The 22,524-nt window shown below is 71.1% G+C and carries 14 protein-coding genes and 2 pseudogenes; 9 read left to right on the top strand and 7 right to left on the bottom strand.

From position 1 onward, the window contains the following. Nucleotides 1–117: pseudogene (locus tag AB7U92_RS00675) on the bottom strand (nucleotide pyrophosphohydrolase); the annotation flags it as partial. Between the two features lie 595 nt (nucleotides 118–712). Between AB7U92_RS00675 and AB7U92_RS00670 the strand changes: the two are divergent. Further along, the gene (locus AB7U92_RS00670; RefSeq protein WP_428573724.1) at nucleotides 713–1,009 is read left to right on the top strand and encodes a helix-turn-helix domain-containing protein; all 297 of its coding nucleotides are present in this window, start codon (nucleotides 713–715) and stop codon (nucleotides 1,007–1,009) included. 4 nt (nucleotides 1,010–1,013) lie between these two features. Next, nucleotides 1,014–2,375, top strand: coding sequence for a type II toxin-antitoxin system HipA family toxin (locus tag AB7U92_RS00665; protein WP_428573722.1), 1,362 nt, complete (start codon nucleotides 1,014–1,016; stop codon nucleotides 2,373–2,375). Nucleotides 2,376–2,433: 58 nt separating this feature from the next. Here the strand turns inward: AB7U92_RS00665 and AB7U92_RS00660 are convergent, their stop codons facing one another. From AB7U92_RS00660 to AB7U92_RS00650, 3 genes are all read right to left on the bottom strand, one after another. Further along, entirely contained in the window at nucleotides 2,434–3,696 is a 1,263-nt protein-coding gene (locus tag AB7U92_RS00660) for an amidohydrolase family protein (protein WP_428573720.1), read from the bottom strand. A 96-nt stretch (nucleotides 3,697–3,792) separates the two neighbouring features. After that, nucleotides 3,793–7,026, bottom strand: a complete 3,234-nt coding sequence (locus AB7U92_RS00655) for a c-type cytochrome (RefSeq protein WP_428573718.1) — start codon at nucleotides 7,024–7,026, stop codon at nucleotides 3,793–3,795. A gap of 12 nt (nucleotides 7,027–7,038) precedes the next feature. Then, nucleotides 7,039–8,601 (bottom strand): DUF1501 domain-containing protein, encoded by a 1,563-nt coding sequence (locus AB7U92_RS00650; RefSeq protein ID WP_428573716.1) that lies wholly within the window; start codon nucleotides 8,599–8,601, stop codon nucleotides 7,039–7,041. A 361-nt stretch (nucleotides 8,602–8,962) separates the two neighbouring features. On the opposite strand from AB7U92_RS00650, the gene AB7U92_RS00645 reads away from it, so the two are divergent. The 6 genes from AB7U92_RS00645 to AB7U92_RS00620 all read left to right on the top strand — a co-directional run bounded on the left by AB7U92_RS00645 (nucleotide 8,963) and on the right by AB7U92_RS00620 (nucleotide 19,658). After that, nucleotides 8,963–11,842, top strand: coding sequence for an ATP-binding protein (locus tag AB7U92_RS00645; RefSeq protein WP_428573714.1), 2,880 nt, complete (start codon nucleotides 8,963–8,965; stop codon nucleotides 11,840–11,842). Nucleotides 11,843–11,935: 93 nt separating this feature from the next. Further along, a complete protein-coding gene (locus AB7U92_RS00640; RefSeq protein WP_428573712.1) occupies nucleotides 11,936–12,136 on the top strand; it encodes a hypothetical protein in 201 nt (66 codons plus the stop codon). A 92-nt stretch (nucleotides 12,137–12,228) separates the two neighbouring features. Beyond that, the gene (locus AB7U92_RS00635) at nucleotides 12,229–12,621 is read left to right on the top strand and encodes a hypothetical protein (RefSeq protein WP_428573710.1); all 393 of its coding nucleotides are present in this window, start codon (nucleotides 12,229–12,231) and stop codon (nucleotides 12,619–12,621) included. After that, nucleotides 12,618–14,651 carry a hypothetical protein gene (locus AB7U92_RS00630; protein ID WP_428573708.1) on the top strand — a complete coding sequence of 678 codons (2,034 nt, stop codon included), beginning with the start codon at nucleotides 12,618–12,620 and terminating at the stop codon, nucleotides 14,649–14,651. Before AB7U92_RS00635 ends, AB7U92_RS00630 begins: the two co-directional genes overlap by 4 nt. 93 nt (nucleotides 14,652–14,744) lie before the next feature. After that, nucleotides 14,745–17,198, top strand: a complete 2,454-nt coding sequence (locus AB7U92_RS00625) for a hypothetical protein (RefSeq protein WP_428573706.1) — start codon at nucleotides 14,745–14,747, stop codon at nucleotides 17,196–17,198. A gap of 9 nt (nucleotides 17,199–17,207) precedes the next feature. Next, a complete protein-coding gene (locus AB7U92_RS00620) occupies nucleotides 17,208–19,658 on the top strand; it encodes an InlB B-repeat-containing protein (RefSeq protein WP_428573704.1) in 2,451 nt (816 codons plus the stop codon). A gap of 10 nt (nucleotides 19,659–19,668) precedes the next feature. Here the strand turns inward: AB7U92_RS00620 and AB7U92_RS00615 are convergent, their stop codons facing one another. From AB7U92_RS00615 to AB7U92_RS00605, 3 genes are all read right to left on the bottom strand, one after another. Beyond that, a complete protein-coding gene (locus AB7U92_RS00615; protein WP_428573702.1) occupies nucleotides 19,669–19,989 on the bottom strand; it encodes a hypothetical protein in 321 nt (106 codons plus the stop codon). 73 nt (nucleotides 19,990–20,062) lie between these two features. Continuing rightward, on the bottom strand, nucleotides 20,063–20,320 hold the full coding sequence (locus AB7U92_RS00610; protein ID WP_428573700.1) for a MoaD/ThiS family protein: 258 nt from the start codon (nucleotides 20,318–20,320) through the stop codon (nucleotides 20,063–20,065). Further along, entirely contained in the window at nucleotides 20,317–21,456 is a 1,140-nt protein-coding gene (locus AB7U92_RS00605; protein WP_428573698.1) for a glycosyl hydrolase, read from the bottom strand. Before AB7U92_RS00605 ends, AB7U92_RS00610 begins: the two co-directional genes overlap by 4 nt. On the opposite strand from AB7U92_RS00605, the pseudogene AB7U92_RS00600 reads away from it, so the two are divergent. Then, a pseudogene (locus tag AB7U92_RS00600) lies at nucleotides 21,455–22,504 on the top strand (flavin-containing monooxygenase); the annotation flags it as partial. The gene AB7U92_RS00605 and the pseudogene AB7U92_RS00600 overlap by 2 nt on opposite strands. Nucleotides 22,505–22,524 lie beyond the last annotated feature (20 nt).

Here is a 22,524-nt window from a genome sequence, read left to right as displayed (position 1 = left end):
GCCCGCTTCGACGACCAGCGCCGAGGCCAGGTTCTTCGGGGAATGGAACTGTTGCCACTCCCGGTCCTTGGCGAACCGGTCGAGCTGCAGGGCAAGGTCGGTGAGGGAGTCGGGCATGGTCTCGGAGCGCTTCCATGAAAGGGTCGCTGGCATCGAGCCAGCACCGCCAATGTAAGGCGTTCCTGTGCCGTCTCGGAGCGCGCTCGCGAGAGCTCGCAAGGCTCTACCCATCCATGCGGCACTATCCGGGACTTCGCGAAACGCTGCGAGACATCACGCGCGATTTGAGAGAAGATCTGGGCGCCGCGAGATGCGATGCGGGTGCTGCAAATTTGGGCAGCGAGACAGCCGAACCATGTGCTCGGCGTTGGGTGTCAGCAACTAATGCGGCACCTTCGAGGCTCGAGCAGGCCTGTTTCGCGCAAGCGTGAGGTCTCGTGCTGATCCTTCGATCGAGCCCTTGGCCACCAGAAATTTCCAAGGCGCGACAAGCACTTGGGTGAGACGGCAGCCGCGAGAGTGGCTGCCGTTTTTCATTCTGCGGGCGCTTGCGCGCGGGCGAACTTGCGGATGCCGGCTGGTCACGGCGGCTCGTCGCAACGCAGGCATGCAGCGCAACATTGCTGTACAAGATGCCGAATAAAGCATAGTTGGCAAACATGCTCTCTTGGGCATGTATTGCGATAATGCCGGATAAGGCATAAGCTGCGGCATGGACTATCCGATCCAAACTCCGCTGCAACTTGCCACCCACCTACGCTCGCTGCGCAAGGCGCGGGGCCTGAGCCAGGCCGATCTGGGCGCGCGGCTGGGCGTCGGCCAGACGCGCATTGCGCGCATCGAGGGGAACCCAACCGCCATCAGCGTCGAGCAGTTGATCGAGCTGCTGGGCGCGCTCGGGGTGCGGCTGGTGCTCCGTGACACCAGAGGGCCGCAACCGGACAACGCGACAGCATCGAAGCCCCTGCAAGGCAGCACCAGGCAGCGCAAGACGGGCGGCGAGTGGTGACGCGATGGCGGACCTGCACGTCTGGATGAACGGGATGCACGTCGGCGTGTGGTCGGCGCTGCGGACCGGCACGCCGGTGTTCCGCTACGACGAGGACTGGGTGCGGGCCGAGGAAGGTCGGGCCCTATCGCTGTCGCTGCCGTTCAGCGCGAACCTCGAACTTCGAGGTGACGCGGTCAAGAACTACTTCGACAATCTGCTGCCTGACAGTGCCGACATCCGTCGCCGGTTGCGGAGCCGATTCCGCGCGCGCTCGGCCGAGGCCTTCGATCTGCTGTCGGCGATCGGGCGGGACTGCGTCGGTGCGGTGCACTTGCTGCCGCCAGGCGAAGACCCCATCGGCTGGAACACCATCGATGCCGAGCCGCTCGACGAAGCTGGGGTCGAGCGCATCCTGGGGTCGGTGACGTCCGATATGCCGCTCGGGCAACAGGGTGACAACGAGGAACTGCGGCTGTCGATCGCCGGCGCCCAGGAGAAGACAGCGCTGCTGAAGATGGGCCGTCGTTGGTACCGGCCGCGCGGTGCGACGCCGACGACGCACATCCTCAAGCTGCCGCTCGGTCGGGTTGGCAACATGCGGGCCGATATGAGCACCTCGATCGAGAACGAGTGGCTGTGCAGCCGTATCCTGCGTGCGCTCGGCCTGCCCGTGGCGGAAACCGAGATGGCCCGGTTCGGAGACACCAAGGCGCTGATCGTGACCCGTTTCGATCGCCGCTGGGTCGGCATCGAGGATGGTGCGGCACGCAGGACGCGATTCCGGCCGCCAGACGGTGCATGGATCGCCCGACTGCCGCAGGAGGACTTCTGCCAGGCACTCGGCGTCGCGCCCGATCGAAAGTATCAGAGCGACGGCGGGCCCTCGATGCAGGACTGCCTGGCCGTGCTTTCCGGCAGCGAGCACGCGCAGGACGATCAGACCGACTTCGTGCTGAGCCAGTTCGCGTTCTGGCTGCTGGCGGCCACCGATGGCCACGCCAAGAACTTCTCGATCCAGCACCGGCGCGGCGGCCGCTTCGGCCTGGCACCGCTCTACGACGTCCTGTCGGCATGGCCGATCATCGGCAACGGACCGAACCACCTCTCCTATCAGCGCGCAAGACTCGCGATGGGCCTCAAGGCGGGCAACATGCACTACCGGTTGCGTGACATCCAGCCGAGGCATTGGCAAGCGCTTGCTGCGGCGCTGTCGATGGACGCATGGCCCCGGGTGATGGCCTTGGCGCAGAACGTCGATGCGGCGCTGTCTGAAGTGGAAGCCGAACTCCCAGAGGGGTTCCCATCGCGCGTGTGGGACTCGATCGCATCAGGCATGAGACGGCACGTGGATGTGCTTCTGCAAGCGCCGCAAACGTCGCATTGACCACTTCGTCCTCAGTGACGACACCAGCGGCCGTTTCGCTCGCACACCCAAGCCCACATCACTTCACGTAGATCACCCTTCCGTCGCGCACCACGCATTTCACCTCCGCGAAGCGTCTCACGTCTTGCGCCGGATCGGCCTCCAGCACCACGAGGTCTGCGTCGAGCCCCGGCGCAATGCGCCCGCGCCGACCCGACTCGTTCCATCGTGCGGCCGGCGCCGTGGTGAGCGAGGCCAGGATCTGCATGGCGCTCATGCCCGCCTGCGCCATCAGTTCGTACTCCGCGGTGGGGTCGGCGTCGGTCATGTAGTCGACGTCGGTGCCGAAGAGCACGTCGCCGCCGGCAGCGGCGAACTTGCCGAACTCCTGCACGCTCTCGTTCACGATGCGCTCGGCGATCTCCCTGGGTACCTGCTCCTTGGCCAGTTCGTAGCGCAGCAGCTTGAGCGTTGGTATCAGAGAGACGCCCTCGGCACGCAACTGATCGAACAGCGGCTTCGGCCAGGGCGCGGGCACGCCGAGAGGCGGGTGGGCCAGGATGTCCACGCGCGCCTGCAGCGCAGCGCGCACGCCATCGAGGTCGGTGGGGTGCGCGAAAACCAGCTTGCCGCGCCGGTGCGTTTCCTCCACCGCCGCTGCCGCGATGTCGGCGCTCATGCGCTTGACCTGGCCTCCGCCCTGGGGCGTGACGAGGAACAGCTTGGTCGCGTCGGCGCCTGCGTTCAGGTTCTGCCGCACGGTGGCCAGGGCGGAGTCCACCGAGTCGGGCTGTGGAAGCTTGTCGCGAAACGCCGGATCGAGGTGATCGAGATAGATGGGCAGGCCGACTGGCGGAAAGATCGGCCAGCCGGCGGTGAGGATGAGGGGGCCCGCCAGTTCACCCCTGTCGACTCGCGCACGCAGGGCCAGCGTGTTGCCGCGGTCGGAGGCGATGTCGAAGACGGTGGTGAAGCCCCAGCGCGTGAACAACGCCGTCAGCCCCTCCTCGAGCACGCGTGCAGGCCGCTCATGAGCGTTGGTGAACGCGCTGCCGATCAGGTGAACGTGGCTGTTCTGGAAGCCTGCGAGGATCACGCCGCCATCGCATTGCCGGGCCAGCGGCCGAGTCGCCGCTGTGCCTTCATCCGCAGGGCCGACCGCAGCCACCTTGCCGCCGCGGACAAGGATCACCCCGTTCCTGATCGGCATGAGGTCGGGCGCTGGGTAGATCACGCTTCCGCGAAGGGCTTGGGCTGCCGGGGGCGCCGCATGGGCCACCGGCAGGGCTAGCACCAGCATCAGCAGATGGGCCAGGGCGCGCGTGCTGTTTCGTCGGGTCATCGGGCACGTTTAACAGAACGAGGAGCCCGCCTCAACGGGCAGACCCCTCGTTCACTTTGCGCGCCGACTCGGCTGCGGCCTGTGGGCCAGCTCCACCTACTTCTTTTCCTTCAACTCTTCGACCACCCGCGACGCATTCCGCTCCGCCTCGTCGTAGACGCCCCGCTTCGCGGGCTGGTCCTGCTTCCCGATTCCCATCAGTCGTTCACGCTGCGCGCGGATGAAGGCCTCGTCCTGCACCGAGAAGCCCCAGCGCAGCTCCGGCACGGCCCGGTGGCGGCCCTGCACGACGCTCGGGCCGGTGACCATCAGGTACCAGGCGCGTTGGCCTTCCTCCATCGGCAGCCCGCCCTTGGGCGTCTTGAAGTCGCCGCGCGCACCGCTCACCGAGAGCGTCGCGCCGCGTGGAATCTCGATCAGGTCGCCCACGGCAAGTGTCTGCCCGGGCTCGAGCGGCTTCGGCGGCAACGGGCTGCCAGGCTGGCCGAGCAGACGCACGCCGCTCGCCGAGTCGATCTTCGCGCCTTCGAACCAGCCGAGCAGCAGTGCCGGGGCAAAGCGGCCGCTGCGGTCCAGCGGGGGCAGCGGGCCGCCGCCGCAGTCGATGCGCTGGCAGCCGATGTCGAATCGCGGGGGCTGCCTCGGCAGGCATCGCTGCGGGTCGCCCTGGCGGATGCAGGCATCGAGTTCGATCGGCAGCCGCCAGAAGGCGCACTGGCCTTGGGGGCAGATGACCTGCCAGTCGCGCCAGGGGCGCAGCTGCGGGCGTTCGGTCACGGTCACGCTGCCGGCCGAGCAGTTCAGCTGCAGAGCCGAGCCCGCGCGCGTCATGCCACCGGCGAGCTGCTGGCACATCTCCTCGTAGGTGCAGGGCGAGCCGTTGCACACCCGCAGGCGAGGCGCCGGCCCCAGGCTGCCGGCCGCGGCGATGCCCGCCAGCCAGTACTGCGGCGACTGCACGAGCACGCCGCAATACTCGCGCAACTGGCCTTCGAGCGTGCCGCGCGCGGCGGGACTGGAGACGTCGGCCAGCGCGGTGTCGAGATCGGGCACGCCGAAGAAGTCGTTGAGCAGGCCCTTCTCGAGCAGTCCGCCGTCGTGGGCCAGCGCGTCGACGCGGATCTGCGGGTCGTTGATGAACCAGTCCTTCATCGTCAGCACCAGGTCGCGCACCCGGATCGGTGCACCCGGGTTGGCGGCGTTGAAGGGGCCCACCGCGTCCACCAGGCGGTTGATCCAGTCGGGCCCCGACACCGGCCTGGTGCAGGTCTTGTGCTGCGCCTCCCAGGTCAGCAGGCCCTGGAAGTCGGTGTCGCGGAAGCCCGGCTCGGCGTCGCGCACGAACTGGCCGATCGACTTGGTCAGGTCGGCGCTCGGATAGCTCGCGTCGGCGAAGCGCTTGGGGGCCGGCCAGCCGAGCGCGGCGTGCATCGAGTAGGTGAGCGAGCGGGCGCTGTAGCGGTGGATGCCCTCGGCCATCGAGTTCTTGTGGTTGGCCGGCTGCGCGGCCGCGCTGTACGCCGGGTCAGGCACCGGCGCGGCCATCGAGGCGGCTGTCCAGCCGGCCTGCGCCACGGGCGGGAAGCGCGGGTCGATCTCGGTCCAGGGGTCGAGCACCAGGGGCTCGTCGTAGGGCGACGCGGCCGCCGTGGTCTGCGGCGACTTCCGGTTGAAGTAGTCGCTGAGCATGATGCGCTGCAGCAGCGCGCGCACCGACCAGTCGTTGGGCACCAGCGTGTACTCGGAGAGATACCACAGCACGTTCGACTGCGCCTGCGTGCGCGGGAAGTAGTTGGCGATGGTCAGCGGGGCCCCCATGGTCTCGGCCCAGACCTGGTCGGTGATGTTCATCGCCAGCAGGAAGGCCAGCGCCGGCGGGCCGTCGACTTCGCTGGGCGTCGCGGTGCACACGTCGGTGCTGCAAGGGGCGCACGCCATCGGCGTGCCGGCAGCGGGCAGGCTCGCGATCCAGTTGTCGACCTGTGTCAACTCCGCGTTGCTCAGGAACGGCCCGCCCGGCGGCATGCGCGAGCCCGAGCCCGCCGTGCCGCGCAGCTTGCGCGAGAGCATGCTCGCCGCGGCATCGCCGCGCGCCACGCGCAGCACGGTGGCGTCGCGCTGGCTGGGCTGGTCGACCACGTTGTCGGTCCAGTTGGCGGCGGCCAGGTTCATGCCGCCGGCCGGGCTCGTGCCACCGTGGCAACCGGTGCAGCCCTTGCTGGTGAGCAGGGTCTTCACGTCGGTGGTGGCCGGCTCGGGCAGCGGCGCTGGGCCGCCGCCGGTGCAGGCCGGTGTACCGCAGGCGTTGCACGCCGCCGGCTTGCTGCGCACCAGGCCGTTCAGCGCCAGGCTGCGCCGGCCGTCGTCGAGCAGGCTCTGCACCGTCCAGATCGAGCTGCCCACGGGCAGCGGCTGCGTAAGGTGCGGCGCCGGGCCGTGCGTGTCGACCGTGGCGGCGGCGCTGCGGAACGAGCCGCAGCCGGTGAGCGCCCCCCAGGGCGTGCGCGGCGGCGCGCTGCTCGGGTCGTCGAAGATGCCGCCCGAGGCGCCGGTGCGGAACAGCGACGAGAGCTGCGCCGGATCGCCGCCTTGCTCGTTGGCGAAGACCGCCTTCTCGAACTTGCCGAAGACGGGCCAGGCGCGCTTCCAGTAGGTCTGCGGCCCGGTGGTGGAGAACGAGCTGTTGTGGCACTGCATGCATTCGCTCTTGCGGTGCAGGTAGGCGTGCATGAAGGTCTCGGCCATGTCGGTGCGCTGGTTCTCCTCGTTCGCCTCGGCGCCCTGCAGCGGCTTGCTCTGCATCGCGAAGAGGTGCGCCGAGTAGGCCGCGAACACGTTGTCGGCGGCGAACGAGGAGGCGAGCACGTCGCTCATGTTGAAGGCCGACGGCGGCGTGCCGGTGAAGCCGGCGAGATCGGCGCGGCGGGCGAGCAGGAAGTCGGCCAGCGCCGCGTCGCTGCTGGCGCGCAGCGGCGGGCCGTAGCAGCCGGTCTGCGCCTTGTGGCCGCTGCGGTTGACGCGCAGCATGTCCACCAGGTTCTCCTGCCAGTGCGTGCTGAACTCGGGGTCGTGCATCAGCGCGCCGAGCACCTCCTCGCGGCCGCGGCCGTTGGGCGTCGCGGCAATCACGTCCACGAGCAGGCGGGTCTCCTCGGTGCCGCGCACCTTGCGGCCGAGCAGCTTGGGCACCGCCTGGCGCACGAACGACACATCGCCCGCGTCGTCGGAGGGAATGGTGGTGAACAGGGAACAACTCGGGCTGCAGCCGCCCACCAGGGCGACGAGCCCCAGCGCGAGCCAGCGAACGATGCGAGCGGACGGTGTCTTCATGGTGCTGCCTCCCTAGGCGCCGAGCACTTGGGTCTTCAGGCCACGCATCAGGTCGCCGTGGCTGGAGCCGGCGGTCGAGAAGCTGATGTCGGGCACCGCATAGGCGTCGTTCTCGAAGGGCATGATTCCGCAGGCGGTGAGGATCGCGGCACGCAGGTCGGCGGGCCTGAAGTGGCGTGCCGGGTCCGCGCGACCGTCGTCGCCTGCACTCACGCCGGGGGCGTTGCCGTCGAGCAGCGCTCCGGACACGCCACGTGTCACCGGCCCGCCGATCAGCACCTGGCAGAAGCCCTCGGGCCAGTGGTCGCGGCCGCTGCCTGCCCGCGTCGGCGTGCGGCCGAACTCGGTGGTCAGCACCACCATGGTCTTGCTCAGGTCGAGCGTGCCGGCATCGACCAGTTCGCGCAGCGTCTTGCAGATGTTGAACAGGTTGCCGCTCGTCACGCTCGCGTGCGCGCCGCCGTGCGTGTCGTAGGCGCCGCCGCCGGAGGCGGTCTGCATGCCCTTGTCGATCACGCAGGCGTAGCGCGGCGCGTTGGCGCCGGTCTGCGCCAGCAGGTAGGCCGCCAGGCGGATGCCGTGAGCCGGCATGTTCTCGAAGGTGCCCGCGCTGGGGCAGGCCGCATCGTTCGGCAGCGCCAGCGGTGCGGGCGAGCCGGGGGCGGTGAGCAGGCCGTGCAGCGAGGCCGCGCCGAACACCATCGAGCTGCTCGACTCGAAGGCGGCGAAGCCCTTCGAGCGCGTGCGGCCCGCGGGGGTGGTGGACAGCATCGAGCCGTGACGCAGGCTGGCGCTGTACTGGTCGACATACTGGCGCAGCAGCGCATCGCGCTCGCTGCGGATGCCGCTGCGCGTGAGCGAGCCCAGGAATCCCGGCAGGCCGGCGCCCACCTTGAGCACCAGCGGCCGTGCATACGCCGGGTGCATGCCGATGGCGGCCGAGGCCTGCAGGTTGTCGGTGGGGAAGCTGAAGGTCTCCGGCCACAGCACGTAGGAGTAAGGCCGCGGCGGCGGCGGGCCGGCTTCAATGTCGCGCGAGACGAAGTGGTGCTGGATGGCTGCGCCGAGCCCCGCGAGCTTCGGGTTGCCCAGGCGCTGGCCGGTCATCGTCAGCGGAATCGCCGCTTCGTGCGGCTGGAACTCGTGCGCCAGCACGACGATGCGCATCTTGTTCAGGATGGCCGGCTTCCACAGCGGCCGCGTTGCCGGGCCGAGGTGCACCGGCCGGCCATTGGCGTCGTTGGCGAAGGGCGAGAGCGCGGGGTCGGTGAAGGCGGCATCGCAGCCGGCGAAAGGCAGCGCGGCGATCTCGGCGTCGAAGCCTCGGAAGCGGTTGGCCGCGCCGGGCGCGCGGGCATAGAAGGTCTCCCACATCGAGAGACCGCCATAGAGATGGATCTCCAGGATGCGCAGATCCGGCGGCGTGGCCCACACGGTGCCGGCGGTGGCCGGGATGCTGCCCCACACCGCCGCGCGGCTGGCCGAGGGCAGCCAGAGGCCGGCGGCGCCGATGGCGGCGGCGGCCAGCGTGCGCCGCCGGCCGGGATCGATCACGCTGCTCGCACGTCGGGCCATGGCACCACCTCCGCGTCGTCAGTCCTGTGCTCGCACTGGAGCACAGCTGCCGCGGCGGCGCGTCGAACGAACTAGGGGTGCCAGGCCATGCCACTAGGGGGCTGCGTGCCTTCAGCTGTGTTCCTCGCCATGCGCGCCAGCGCAGCCGACGCTGAGCATCAACCGCACCCACGACCGCTTCTTGCTGTCCGACGCGTCCGGCCAGCGCGCGCCCACGTCCGCCGGCATCGACGAAATCCGGGCGGCGCGCGTCGCGGCGAGACCCTTCGCGGAAGTCCTTGGCCTGCGGACAAGCGTGAGGGATTGACGCCCCGACTCGCAGCCTCGAAGCTGCGCCCGGCCCTGAACTCTGACGGCGGAAATGCGACTGCGACTGTTCGGACGTCCCCATCTGACGCTCGACGACGGCCACTGCATGGCGTTCCAGCCGGAGCGGCGATATCGCCTGCTGGCCTACCTGGCCGTCACGGGGTCGTGGGTCACGCGCACGCGGCTGGCCACACTGTTCTGGCCCGAGCACGAGCCCTCCAGTGCGCGCACGAACCTGCGCAAATTGCTGCTCGAGGTTCGACAGCTCGGCCTACCGAAACTCGAGGAGGCCGAGACAGGGCTTCGCTGGTGCCCGTCGACCGATCTGGCCGAGTTCGAAGCGGCCGTGGCCGCGCAGGCATGGGATCGGGCCACGGAACTCGTGCAGGGCCCCCCGCTCGACGGCGTCGAGTCGGGCCCGGTCAGCCCGGCTTTCGAAGCGTGGCTTCAATATGAAAGGGCCCGGATCCTGACCCCGTGGCGACGCGGTGTGCTGGCTGCCTTGGAGCAGGCCGATCCGACCACGGGCATTCCGTGGTGCCGCGTGCTGCTGAAGGTCGACCCTCTCGACGAAGACGCCATGGCAGCGTGGCTGCGCCTGGGCCTGGCCGCCGACGGACGCCAGGAAGCCATCGATGCCTTCCGAGGCTATCGGCATCGGCTGGTGGAGAGCCTTGGCATCGAACCGTCGACTCGCTTGCAGCAAATCTCGGCGGCGTTTCAGCGGCCCCTGGGCGGTACAGGTCCAGTGCGCAGCGTCGCCGAGGTGCTCCTGGGCCGCGAGCCCGAACTGGCGCGCCTTGCCACGCGGCTGGCGGACCCGCAATGCCGCCTGCTCACCCTCGTCGGGCCGGGGGGTGTGGGCAAGACGAGTGTGGCCAGGAGGCTGGCCCAGGAGTGGGCTGCTTCGGGTCGGCCGGTCTGGTGGGTGCCGCTGGAAGACGTGCTGACCCCGTCGGCCCTGGTCGGCCGCATTGCCGATGAAGTGATGCCCGGCCTGCCGCTGCCCAGCCAGGCACTGTCGCATCTGGCCCGCCACTGGCCGGGTGGTCCCGGCCTGCTTGTCCTCGATGCCTTCGAGCATCTCGTGGATGCTGCGGAGCAGCTGGTCGCCTTGCTGGAGACCTCGCCGGCTCTGCGCATCCTGATCACCTCACGCGAACGGCTGGACGTTGCAGCCGAGTGGCTGTTTCCGCTGGCCAGCATGGGTGCCCCGCCGTCCGGCGCCACGATGGACGAGGTGCTGGAGCATCCGGCGGTGCAACTGTTCGACCAGCGGGCCCGGCGCGTGCAGCCCGAGTTCGAACTGGCCGCCGAGTGGCAGGCCGTGCGCGGCATCTGCGCCGCCACCGACGGGCTGCCCCTGGCACTGGAGTTGGCAGCCGGCTGGGTGCGCTTGATGCCATGCCGGCACATCGAGCGAGACCTCGCGACCGGTCTGGCCTGGATCGACGATGGCTCGCACACGCTCGCGCGCAGCTTCGAGCACTCGTGGTCGCTCCTGACGCCTGCAGAGCGCGACGCCTTCTGCCGACTGGCGGTGTTTCGAGGCGGCTTCACGCGCGAGGCCGCCGCGCAAGTGGCCGACGTGCCCCTGCCGCTGCTGGCGAGCCTGGCCGACAAGTCGATGCTGCGCAGGGATGGTCCGGCGCGCCTGTCGACTCATGCGCTGCTGCATGAGTACGCGATGCAGCAGCTGCGTCGCGTCCCCGCCACGCTGGCGAGCCTGCGCGAACGCCATGGCCGCTGGGCGCTGGCCCACCTGCGACATCACTACGGACTGGTCGATGGTCAGCACGCCACGAAGTGCGCTGCCCTCGCCGCGGAGCGCGCCAACCTGTTGCATGCCTGGAGCCACTGGGTCGCGAATGCGGCCCGGCCCGAGCTCGACCTGGCCGCCGAGGTGCTCGCGTGGTTTCACGTCGCCGAGGGGCGGCCGCAGGAAGCGATCGAGCTGTTCGCGCAGGCGGCCGACGCGTTGCGCGACGACACGCCCGAAGGTGCTGCACTGCGTGCGCACCAGGCATGGCTGGAACTCTGGATGGAGCGTTATGCGCAGGCGATCGCGATGGCGCAGCAGGTGCTGCCGGTGCTTCAAGCGTCGCAGCACGAGGCCGGCACGCTGCTGTCTCTGCGCACGCTCGCCCACGCGGCGCGCCGGCAAGGGCGCCATGCCGATTCGGCGAAGCTCTTCGACGACGCGCTGCGGCTGGCACGGCGCATCGGTGACGCGCGCCAGATGGCCACGATGATCGATGCGCGGGCCATGGCGGCCATCATGCTCGGCGAGTACACGCTGGCGATCGAGTCGCTGCGCGAAGCGATCGCACTCAACGAGCAGGTCGGCAACGATGTGCAGCGCATGTATAACGACTTCAATCTCTCGCAGGCCCACGCATTCTGCGGCGACGCGCAGTCTGCCTTAGTGTATGCCGATGCTGCGGTGGAGCGAACCGGGCGCATCGGCTACCGCATCTTCGAGCCCTACGTGCACTGCCAGCGTGCCGCAGTGCTGCAGGCCCTGGGCCGCCACGATCTCGCCGACGGCGACCTGCGGCGTGCCGACGAGGTGGCCCATGCGACGAGCGTGCACACGGCACGGGTCTGGGCGATGGAACTGCACGCGCGCTCGGCGCTGGCCCGCGGCGAGCCCGGCGCTGCGCGTGCGCTGCTGCGTGAGGCCGCGGCGCTGGCCGGCGAGACCGGCAACGTGATGATGGGCGCGGCGCTGGTGCCGGTGGCCGCGCGCACCTCGCTAGCCCTGGGCGACCACGAGCGTGCGTCCCGCTGGCTGTGCGGGCTGCTCGGCAGCGGCCTGACTCAGGCCCCGGTGCTCGCCGAGGCGAAAGCCTTGCTGCATGACGCCGCGCCGGGCCACGGTCCGGCTCCTGACCTGCCGACGACGCTGCTGGAGATCGCCAGCACGCGCTGATCGCGGCCGGACGGCCAGGAAACGGCCTCGAAACGGCACCCTGCCTAGCCTTTCCGGTATCGGGCCTGGGCCCATCCGGCAGGTGCTTCCAGCATGGTCGAGCCGCGGTTGCTGTTGCTTCGCCTCTGGTCGGGCGAGCGCTCGTTTCGCGCTGTCGTGCGCGAGTTCGAACCCGAGCGCAGCTGGCACTTCGACGACCGCCAGTCGCTGATCGACTTCGTGCTCGCATCGCGCCCGATGACGCAAGGCCCGATGGCCGACGACACCGACACGGAAGGGAGAGCAACACCATGACTGCATCGACAGCAACGCCTTCGTGCATCAACTCTGCGCGCCCGGGTGGTGCGTCTGGCCCGGGACCGGTGCCTGCCGAGCGGGCCATGGTCATGGCTACACGGATCGGCCTGGCTGCACTGGCGCTGGCCGCTGCCGCGGCGGCGCACGGGCAGACGCGCTGGGTGGTGGTCAACGGTGAGCGGTTGAGCGATGCGCAGGCCGCGCACTACGACCGTCTGCAATGCGCGACCGTGCCCGACGGCAACTACTGGCTGAACCGGCGCACCGGCGTGTGGGGCTACGCCGGCAACCCGCAGCCGCAGGGCAGGCTGGGCAACGGCTGTGCGCAGTCGGCACCCGGCGGCGTCAATGCAGATGGCACCCTCGGACCGTTCGTCACGATGCGCCGGGCCGAGCAGGAGGCCGCGATGTACCGCGCGCGCGGCCTGCAAGCGGTGGCGTTCCACAACGGCATCGGCTACTTCGTGCGGGTGTCGCGATGAGTGGGCTGCTGCGATGCCTGGGGCTGCTGCTGTTGGCCGTGCTGGCCGGCTGCGACGGCCGCGACCCGGCCCGCGCGGGATGGCCGGAGAGTCGCTCGGCCGTGATGTCCGTCTTTCCGCAGCGCTACACCTTCGGGGGCGACACGCTGCCGGTCGTCGTTCGGCTGGCCTCGCCGGCGGCACGGACCGCGACTTTCACCGTCCGCACCGAACTCCCTGCGGGCAGCGTGGACCTGCCCTCCGGCCCCCTGGAGATTTCGCCGGGCCAGAGCGAACTGCGCTTCGCGTTGAACACGCGGCCGGTGGCCGGCATCGAGCAGGGTCTCGTCGAAGTCACCTGGACCAATGCCGACACCGACACCGGCAGCATCGCGGGCGGCCAGCTCGCCACGCTGCTGCCGGAGCCCACAGCGTTGCAGCTGACCATCGCACCCGGCAGCGTGCCCGGCGGCCAGCCCACCACGCTGCAGTTGACGACCACTCCGACGTATCCGATCGACCTGGTGGTGTCGCTGAGCGCGCAGCCGCCATGGCCCGACCTGCCCGTGCAACTCAACGTGCCGGCGGGCGGGGCGGGCACGCCGACGCCGGTGGCGACCCGCGTCACCGCGGTGCCCGAGACGGTGCAGGTGACGGCCCGGTTGCGTGCCGCGGTCGACATCGAGACCTTGCAGATCCAGACCACGGCCTCCAGCCAGCTGCCGCTGAGCGTGTCCGTGCAGGGCGGCGGCACGGTCAGCAGCGAGCCGCCGGGCATTGATTGCGGCAGCGTGTGCGCCATGGGATTCAACGTCGGTACGCGCCTGGTGCTGACGCCACAGGCCGCGCCCGGCCAGCGCTTCTATGCCTGGACCGGCGACGGCGATTGCAGCGACGGCGTGGTCACGCTCGACTCCGCGCGCAGCTGCACCGCCGTCTTCCAGTCGGCACTGGCGCCGTACCTGCAGAGCCCGGGCTGGCAACAGCTGGGGGCTCCGCTGGCCACGCAGAGCGAAGTCGATCCGGCGCCGTCGCTGGCGCGCGACGGTGCCCATCCGGTCGTGGCCCATGTCGAGGCGCTGGGCGGTGACGTGGCGCGCCTGTACGTCAAGCGCCTGGAGGGCAACGGCTTCGTGACGCTGGGCGGCACGGCGCTCAATGCCGGCAGCATCACCGCCGCCAGCGAGCCGGCCCTGGTGACCAGCGTCACCGGCCAGCCCGTGGTGGCCTGGATCCAGGGCGACGGCATCCAGCAGAACGTGTTCGTGGCGCGCTTCGACGGCAGCACATGGCACAGCGTCGGTGCGGCCGGTGTGCCGCTGAATCAGCGCGCCGGCAGCCGCGCATCGCAGCCGGCCATCGCGCTGGACGCGCAACGCCAGCCGATGGTGGCCTGGCTGGAGGACGGCGCGGTGCAGTTCAGGCGCTTCGACGGCACGGCCTGGGTGGCCGCGGCGGGCGGCGCCGGCCCGGCGGTCGGCGGCGTGGTCGACCAGCTGCGCATGGGCGCCGATCTGGACGGCGAACCGGTGATTGCCTGGCGCGAAGGCACCGGCGCCGCGCAGGCGCTGCGCGTGGTGCGCGGTTTCGACTTCACGCCGCTGGGTGCGCAGGTGGTGCCCGGTGGCGGCCGGGTCGATCGCTTCGCGCTGTTTCCCCAGGTCGGCGGCGCGGTGGTGGCCTATGCGGTGACGGACAGGCCGGTGACCTTGCGCGTGGTCGAGTGGTCTTCAGGCCAATGGGCCGATCGGGGCACGATGCTCGCCAACGACCCGCGCCGCCTGACGCAGGTGGACTTCGCGCGCTTCCCGATGCATGCGTCGGTGGTGCTGGAAGACAGCGCCGCCGGCAGCACCACGCTGGCCCTGCTGCGACGCGACGGCGCCACGCAGGCCTGGGTGGGCGCCGCAGCCGCCCTCGCCAGCACCACGGCAGAGCGGCCGCTGACGGTGTCGCACGAATGGGTCGCGGTGGACTCGCCCCTGCTGGCCACCAGTCACGCGGCCCCGTCGGAACGCTACGCCCTGCGCGTGCGGCGCTTCTTCCCCTGAGCCACCCACGCCCGCAACCAGGAGCATTCGATGAACTGCGCCGGCAATGCAATCACTCCCCCATGGCGATCGCCGACAGGCCTTGTGCTCCTGGTGCTGGCGTGGCTCGTCGCCGCCTGCGGCGGCTCGGGCGGCGGCGGCGCGGCACCTGCACCGGCGCCGACGAGCGTGACGCGTACGGTCAGCGCGGCCGCCGGCGGCACGGTCGATGGGCCCGGCGGTACGCAGCTGGTCATTCCGCCCGGCGCGCTGGCGGCGGATACCGACATCACGATCGCGGTCGATGACCGCGGCCTGCCGGCCGTGCCTGCCGGTGCCTCGCTGGCCTCACCGATGCTGTCGATCACGCCGCACGACCTGGTGTTCGCGCGGCCGGTCACCCTGAGCGTGCCCGTGCCTGCCGACGCCGGTGCAGGCCCGTTCACGCTGCTCAAGACCAATGCCGGCCAGCAGGGGTGGCGCACGCTGGCGGCATCGAACGACGGCGCACGACTGGTCGCCGCGATCTCCGAACTCTCCGGCTTCTTCATCGACCCCGCCGGCTTTCCCATCGCGGTGGCCGTGTTTCCGCGCAGCTTCGTCTGGCAGGAGGGCGGCTTCGTGCTGTTGCGGGCCGATGCTGCATGGGGCTCGCGGCCGGGCCACTACGTCACCTACCAGTGGTGGCGCAACGGTTCGGCTCTCGGCGGCGAAACGAACGACACCTTGCTGATCGACCCCGTGGGCATGGCGGACGACGGTGCGCTGTTCCACGTCACCGTGCAGCAGTGGGGACCGATCGGGTCCACCGGCGCGGGCCAGCCGCCGGTGATGGGGCGCTGGGGCGTCGAGGTGGCCAGCGAGCCGCTGTCGCTGCGGGTCCGGCCGGCGGTGCCGGTGTTCATCGGCGCGCCGGCGGATCTGGCCGTCACCGCCGGCCAGAGCGCCCGCTTCAGCGCCGCCAGCAGATCCAGCACGCCGCAGACGCTGACATGGCGACGCTGCGAGGACCCGACGCGCAGCGGCACGGCCTGTCCGGCCGACTGCAGCGCCGCGCCCTGGGTCACGGTGGCCGGCGCCACCGCAGCGGTGCTGCAGATCGGCGCCGCGACGCTGGCCGACGACGGCGCCCGTTTCGCGCTGCAGGCCGCCAACCGCGGCGGCGCTTCGTGCAGCCGGTCAGCGCAGCTCACGGTCACGCCGGCGCCGGTGGCGCCGGCCATCCTGGGCCTGTCTGCGCCGGGCCCGCTGTTCGCGGGGCAGAGCGGCAGCTTCACCGTCAATGCGACCGGCAGCGATCTTGGCTATCGCTGGGAGACGCAGCCGAGCGGCAGCAACGCCTTCGCGCCGGTGCAGCCGCCGGTGGATGCCGCGACCTACACCGTCTCCAACGTCAGTGCGGCCGACAACGGCACGCTGGTGCGCGTGGTGGTGAGCAACGGCCTGGGCAGCGTGGTGCTCGATCCGCCCGCCGTGCTGCAGGTGCGTGCCGGTGCCGCTCTGGCACCCGTGCGACTGGGCACCTCGACCCACGCCAGCCTGGCGCTCACGGCCGACGGCCGCTTGATGGCCTGGGGCAGCAACGGCAACGGCCTCGGCGGCACCAACGACGGCGGTGACCTGCTCACGCCCGTGGCCATTCCCGGGCTGACGGGCGTCGCCCGCTTCGACGGTGGTGAACTGCATGGCCTGGCGCTTGCGGGCAGTGGCGAGCTGCTGGCCTGGGGCAGCGGCGCAGGCGCGCAACTGGGCACGCCGGTGGCGGGCTTCGAGACCAGGCCCGTGCCCGGCTTCGGACCCGGCAGTGCGCGTGGGCCGGTGTCCGCCGCGGCGGCGGGCGGCTCCTTCAGCATCGTGGCCACGGCCGACGGGCGCGTCTGGAGCTGGGGCTGGAACGACACCGGCAATCTGGGCGACGGCAGCACAGTGCCGGCGTTCGACACACCGGTCGAACTGACCGGCCTGGCCGGCATCGTCCGCGTGGCGGCCAGCCGCGAGGCGGCTGCCGCGCTGGACCGCCAGGGCCGCCTGTGGGTGTGGGGCGTGGCCGGCGGGCACCTGGGGCAGGACCAGGCCTACCTGCTGCCCACGCCCGTGCCGCTGCCGGGACCGGCCGTCGACGTGTCGCTCGGGCGTGGGTTCGGTGTGGCCCTGCTGGGCGACGGGCGCGTCGTGACCTGGGGTCAGAACGACCTGGGCCAGCTCGGCTCGGGCGACACCGAGCCTCGCCATGCGCCGGCCGTGGTGCCGCTGCCGGACGTGGCGGTGGGCATCAGCGTGGGCGACGACCACGTGGCGGTGCTGCTGGCCGACGGCCGGGTGATGACCTGGGGTGCCGGCAGCCAGGGCCAGCTCGGCGGTGTCTCAATGGCGCGGCGGACCGAGCCTGGGGTGGTCGAGGACCTGCCACCCATCCGGGCCATCGCCGCCGGCAACTTGCACACGCTGGCGCTCGACGCGCAGGGCCAGGTCTGGGCCTGGGGCCGCAACCGCAATGGACAGCTCGGCGACGGCACCACGCTCGGAGCCCTTCGTCCGCGGCTCGTGCCCGGCCTGAATCTCAACTAGGAGCCAACCATGAACATGCTGCGCAGCGGGTTGCTGCACACCCTGGCCCTGGTGGCCGTACTGCTGACGCTCGGCCTCGTGGCCGGCTGTGGAGGCGGATCGAGCGGGCCGTCGACCGTGACCATCGGCGCGGCCGGCGGAAGCGCCAGCGGCCCCGATGGCGCCGGGCTCGATGTACCCGCCGGCGCGCTGGCCGCCGACGCCGCCGTGGCGATCGAGCGCGACAGCCGCGGGGCGCCGGCGCTGCCCGCGGGCATGAGCACCTTCGGGCCGACCTACGCCTTCACGCCGCATGGCACCACGTTTGCCGTGGCGGTTTCGGTGCGTGTGCCCTACGACGCCGCATCGGTGCCGGCCGGGGCTGCGCCGGCGCTGTACAAGACCAATGCGGCCGGCGCCTGGGAGCGTGTGGCCGGCGCCACCGCGGCGGCCGGCATCGTCACCGCGCAGGTCACGTCGTTCAGCTGGTTCGTCGTCGGCAACCTCGCGCCCACCATCACGACCCAGCCAGCCGATGCCAGCGTGGTGGAGCCGGCCACGGCCAGCTTCCGCGTGGTCGCCATCGGCACGCCGCCCTTCACCTACCAGTGGCAACGCAGCGACGACGGTGGCGCGAACTTCTCCGACATCGCTGGTGCCACGGCCGACCGCTACACCACCCCGCCCACCGGCGCGGCGGCGGATGACGGCGCCCGCTTCCGCGTGCGCGTGGCCAATCTCGAGGGCAGCAGCCTGAGCCAGGCCGCGCGGCTCTCGGTCACGGCAGCTGCTGCCGCCACAGCGACCTTGACGGTGACCGTCACGCCGCCGAGCAGCGGCACGGTCACCAGCATTCCCGGCGGCATCGACTGTGGCAGCGACTGCAGCCAGGCCTACACGCTGGACACCGTGGTGGCATTGACGCCGACGCCGGCCGCGGGATTCACCTTCTCGGGCTGGAGCGGCAGTGGCTGCGGCGCCAGCGTGACGATGAGCGCCGCGCGCACCTGCACCGCGACCTTCTCGCCCGTCACCACCGGGCTCGACCTGACGGGCACCTGGGTCTCGAGCTACCGGTGCAGCGGCAGCGGCGGCAGCTTCAGCGGGCAGGACACCCTGACCGTGACTCAGAACGGCACGAGCGTGAACTTCACCTCGCAGTCCGACGGCGCCACCTTCACCGGCACGCTCAATGGCAGCACTCTCACCTACAGCGGCGGGCTGGCCGGCAGCTATACCGAGACCGGGACCTGGTCACTGCAGGATGCCAACCACTTCACCAAGACTTCGACCTACACGCGAACCGATGGCAGCGGTGGCAGCTGCCCGGGCACCGGCCAGCGACTCGGTGCAGCGGCGGCGCAGCGCATCGCCGCGGGTGCCGACTTCTCGCTGGCGCGCCTGGCCGACGGCAGTGTGGTGTCCTGGGGCTCTGACGCTTCGGGCACCCTGGGCGCTGGGCCGGGGGACCAGTCGCGCAACGTGCCCGGCGGGACACCGCTGAGCAACGTGGCCACGATCGGGGCCGGCGTCGCGCACGGGCTGGCCATCGTGGCCAACGGCGGCGGTCTGCGCGGCTGGGGCTACAACGGATTCGGCCAGTTGAGCGACAGCACGAACCTGAGCCGCGAATCGCCGGTGACTCCGCCGTTCAACCATCCCGAGGCGGTCGAGGTCTGCGGCGGCAGCCTGCACTCGCTGCTGCGGCGTGCCGATGGCGTGCTGCGCGCGTTCGGTGCCAACATGAACGGCCAGATCGGCGACGGCACCTTCGGGTCCTCCGCCGCGCCACCGTACAGCGTGCTGGTCAGTGGCATCACCGACGCTACCGCCATCGCCTGCGGCGGCAACCACTCGCTGGCCCTGCTGGCCGACGGCACGGTGCGCGCCTGGGGCGCGAACGGCGCCGGCCAGCTCGGTGACGGCACGACCACCGACCGCAACGCACCGGTGGCCGTGGCCGGCCTGAGCCAGGTGATCGCCATCGCCGCCGGCACCGACCACTCGCTCGCGCTGCGCAGCGACGGCAGCGTCTGGGCCTGGGGCAGCAACGCCAACGGCAAGCTGGGCGACGGCAGCAGCACCGATCGCCCCCTGCCGACGGCCACGCTGCTCACGTCGGGCATCACCGCCATCGCCGCGGGCGGCATGAACTCGCTGGCCTTGCGCGGCGTCGATGGCGTGGTGCTGGCCTGGGGCATCAACGAGACCGGCCAGCTCGGAAGCGGCTCGCTGGTCCCCGGGTTCCGAACCCAGCCTGCGCCGGTGATCAACCTGAGCAACGTGGTCGCCATCGCGTTCGGCCGCAACGACATCGGCCACGGCCTGGCCGTAAGTGCCGACGGCACGGTCTGGGCCTGGGGTGACAACCGCATGGGCAACGACAACAGCGGGCGCCCCGTCTACGGCAAGCTCGGCCATGGCAGCAGCGAGCCGTTCTCGGCCACGCCGGTGCCGGTCAGCGGCCTCAACCTGAACTGATGCGCCGAGCTCAGTGCATGTTCTGCGGTGGCTGGCTGAACAGCTTCGCCGCCCGCCCCTTCAACTCGAGCAGCTCGCTGGGCGTCACCGAGTAGCGGCCGCCCAGCGCATCGGCCTCGACGCGGAACTCCACCTCGCGCTGGCCGTTGCGCAGGATGCCGACGCTGAACTCGTAGTCCTTGCGCGAGGCGGGCACGCCCTGGGTGGCGGCGTCGTAGTCCTCGTAGCGCACGTTGCGGATCTCGCCGCTGGCCAGGTCGAGCTCGCCCTGCGCGCGGATCTCGTCGTCGCTGAGCTCGTCGATGATGGTGATGGGCAGTTTCAGGTCCATGGCCGGATCCACAAGGAAGTGAGGCCCCGATCGGGCAGGCGACGATTGTCCCTTGAACGCGCCGCGGCGGGATTCAACCGCCGCTGAGCGCCAGCACGATGGCCACGTCGTCCTCCGGCCGCAGCGCGTGGCCGAGGTCGCGCACGCAGCGGCCGTTGACGAACACGCGCATGTTCGCGCGCAGCTCGTTGCGCTCGTCGACGACGCGAAAGCGCAGCCCCGGGTGGCGGCGCTCCAGGTCGGCGAAGAGGGCGGCGAGCGTGTCGCCGGCCGCTTCCACCCGCGATTCGCCGGTGTAGGAGCGCAACGCGCCGGGCACCAGCACCTTCATGGCAGCGCCGCCACTTCCACCGCGTAGATCTCCGGCAGGTGCCGCGCGATGTTCTCCCAGCGCTGCCCGCCCTCGTGGCCGATCCACAGTTCGCCGCCGCTGTTGCCCAGGTACAGCGCCGGCGACGCCGTCGCGTCCACCGTCATGGCCTGGCGCTTGATCGTCCACCACGCCTGCCCGGCCGGCAGGCCGTGGTCCAGGCGCTGCCAGCTCGCGCCGCCGTCGTGGGTGACATAGGCAGCCGGCCGGCCGCCGGGGCTGGTGCGCGGCCAGACGTCGTTGCCGTCCATCGGGAATACCCAGGCGGTGTCGGGGTTGCGCGGGTGCACCACCATCGGGAAGCCGATGTCGCCGACGTCGGCCGGCATCGCGCGGCCGATGCGCTGCCAGGCGGTGTCGGGGCGGTCGAGCCGGTAGATGCCGCAGTGGTTCTGCTGGTAGAGCCGGTCGGGGTTCGTCGGGCACAGGCGAATGCAGTGCGGGTCGTGGAAGGTCACGGTGTTCTGATCGAACCCCTCCACCACCTGCATGCCCTCGATGAGCGTGTGCCAGCTGCGCCCGGCATCGTGCGACTCGTGCACGCCGCCGCCGGACATGCCGAAGTAGAGGTGCGATGCGTCGCGCGGGTCGACGATGATCGAGTGCAGCTTCGGGCCGTCGGGCGTGCCGTCCTGCACCGTGCCCATCCACTCGCGGAACTGCGCGTCGTCGTTGACGGCCGGCAGCGGCGTCCACGTCGCACCGCCGTCCGCCGAACGGAACAGCCCCTGCGGCGAAGTGCCGGCGTACCAGCTGCCCGGTTCGCTGGCGTGCCCCGGCGCCAGCCAGAAGGTGTGGTCGACGGCGCGGGCCGGCAGGCCGTTGGTGGGCTTGGCGAAGGCCGGCGGCTGGCTCGCCTCCTTCCAGCTGCGGCCGAGGTCGGTGGAGCGGAAGACCGTCGGGCCGAGGTGGCCGGTCTTCGCGGCGGCCAGCAGCGTGCGGCCATCGCGCGGGTCGAGCACCAGATGGCTGATGGTGTGGCCGAGGAAGTGCGGGCCGTCGACGCGCCACTGCTGGCGCCGGCTGTCGCCGTGCAACAGCCAGGCGCCCTTGCGCGTGGCCACCATCAGCAGCAAGGGGGTGGGCGATGCGGTCATGTCGGTTCCTTCGATGAGGGCTGCGGCCGAGCAGCGCGGGCCGGCGGATCGCTCCGCCGCATCGCCACGACGATCGAGGTGGCCCCGGATCGACAGCCGCACGGCCGGCGGCGATCATGCGCCGATGTCGCACGAAGATGAAGTGCTCGTGATCGGCGCCGGCCCGGCCGGGCTGGCCACCTCCGCCTGCCTGCGCCGGGCCGGCGTGGCGCACACCGTGGTCGAGCGCGAGGCGTCGCTGGCGGCCTCGTGGCGGCGGCACTATGAGCGGCTGCACCTGCACACCGTCAAGCAGCATTCGGCGCTGCCCTTCACGCCCTGGCCGGCCGAGGCGCCGACCTACCCCTCGCGCCAGGCGGTGGTCGAGTACCTCGAGCGTTATGCCGCCGAGCACGGCGTGCAGCCCCTGCTCGGCGTGGAGGTGCGGCGCGTGCGGCGTGACGGCAGCGGCTTCCTGGTGCACACCAGCGGGGGCGAGATCCGGCCGCGCGCGGTGGTGGTGGCCACCGGCTACAACCGCGAGCCCTTCGTGCCCGCGCTGCCCGGGCTGGACGAGTTCCGCGGCCGCCGGCTGCACTCGTCGCGCTACCGCGATGCCGCACCCTACCGCGGGCAGCGCACGCTGGTGGTGGGCTGCGGCAACTCCGGTGCCGAGATCGCGCTCGACCTGGCCGAACACGGCGTGGAGGTCGCGATGGTCGTGCGCGGCCCGGTGCACGTGGCGCCGCGCGACCTGTTCGGCCGCCCCGCGCAGCCGACCAACATCCTGCTGTCGCGCCTGCCGCTGGCGCTGCGCGACGCGATCGCCGTCACCACGCTGAAGCTGGCCGTCGGCGACCTCTCACGCTGGGGCATCGTGCGGCCGGCGCTGGGCCCGAACACGATGATCGAGCGCTTCGGGCGCATCCCGCTGCTGGACATCGGCACCATTGCGATGGTCAAGCAGGGCCGCATCCGCGTCGTGCCCGGCGTGACCGCGCTCACGCCGTCGGGCGTGACCTTCGAAGACGGCTCGAACCAGCCCTTCGACGCGATCGTCTTCGCCACCGGCTACCGCACCGGCCTGCA

It is taken from the genome of Piscinibacter sp. (assembly GCF_050175855.1).
Lineage (GTDB): Bacteria > Pseudomonadota > Gammaproteobacteria > Burkholderiales > Burkholderiaceae_C > Piscinibacter.
Note: the sequence above shows the minus strand (reverse complement) of the source record. Positions and strands in the feature narration are given on the sequence as shown.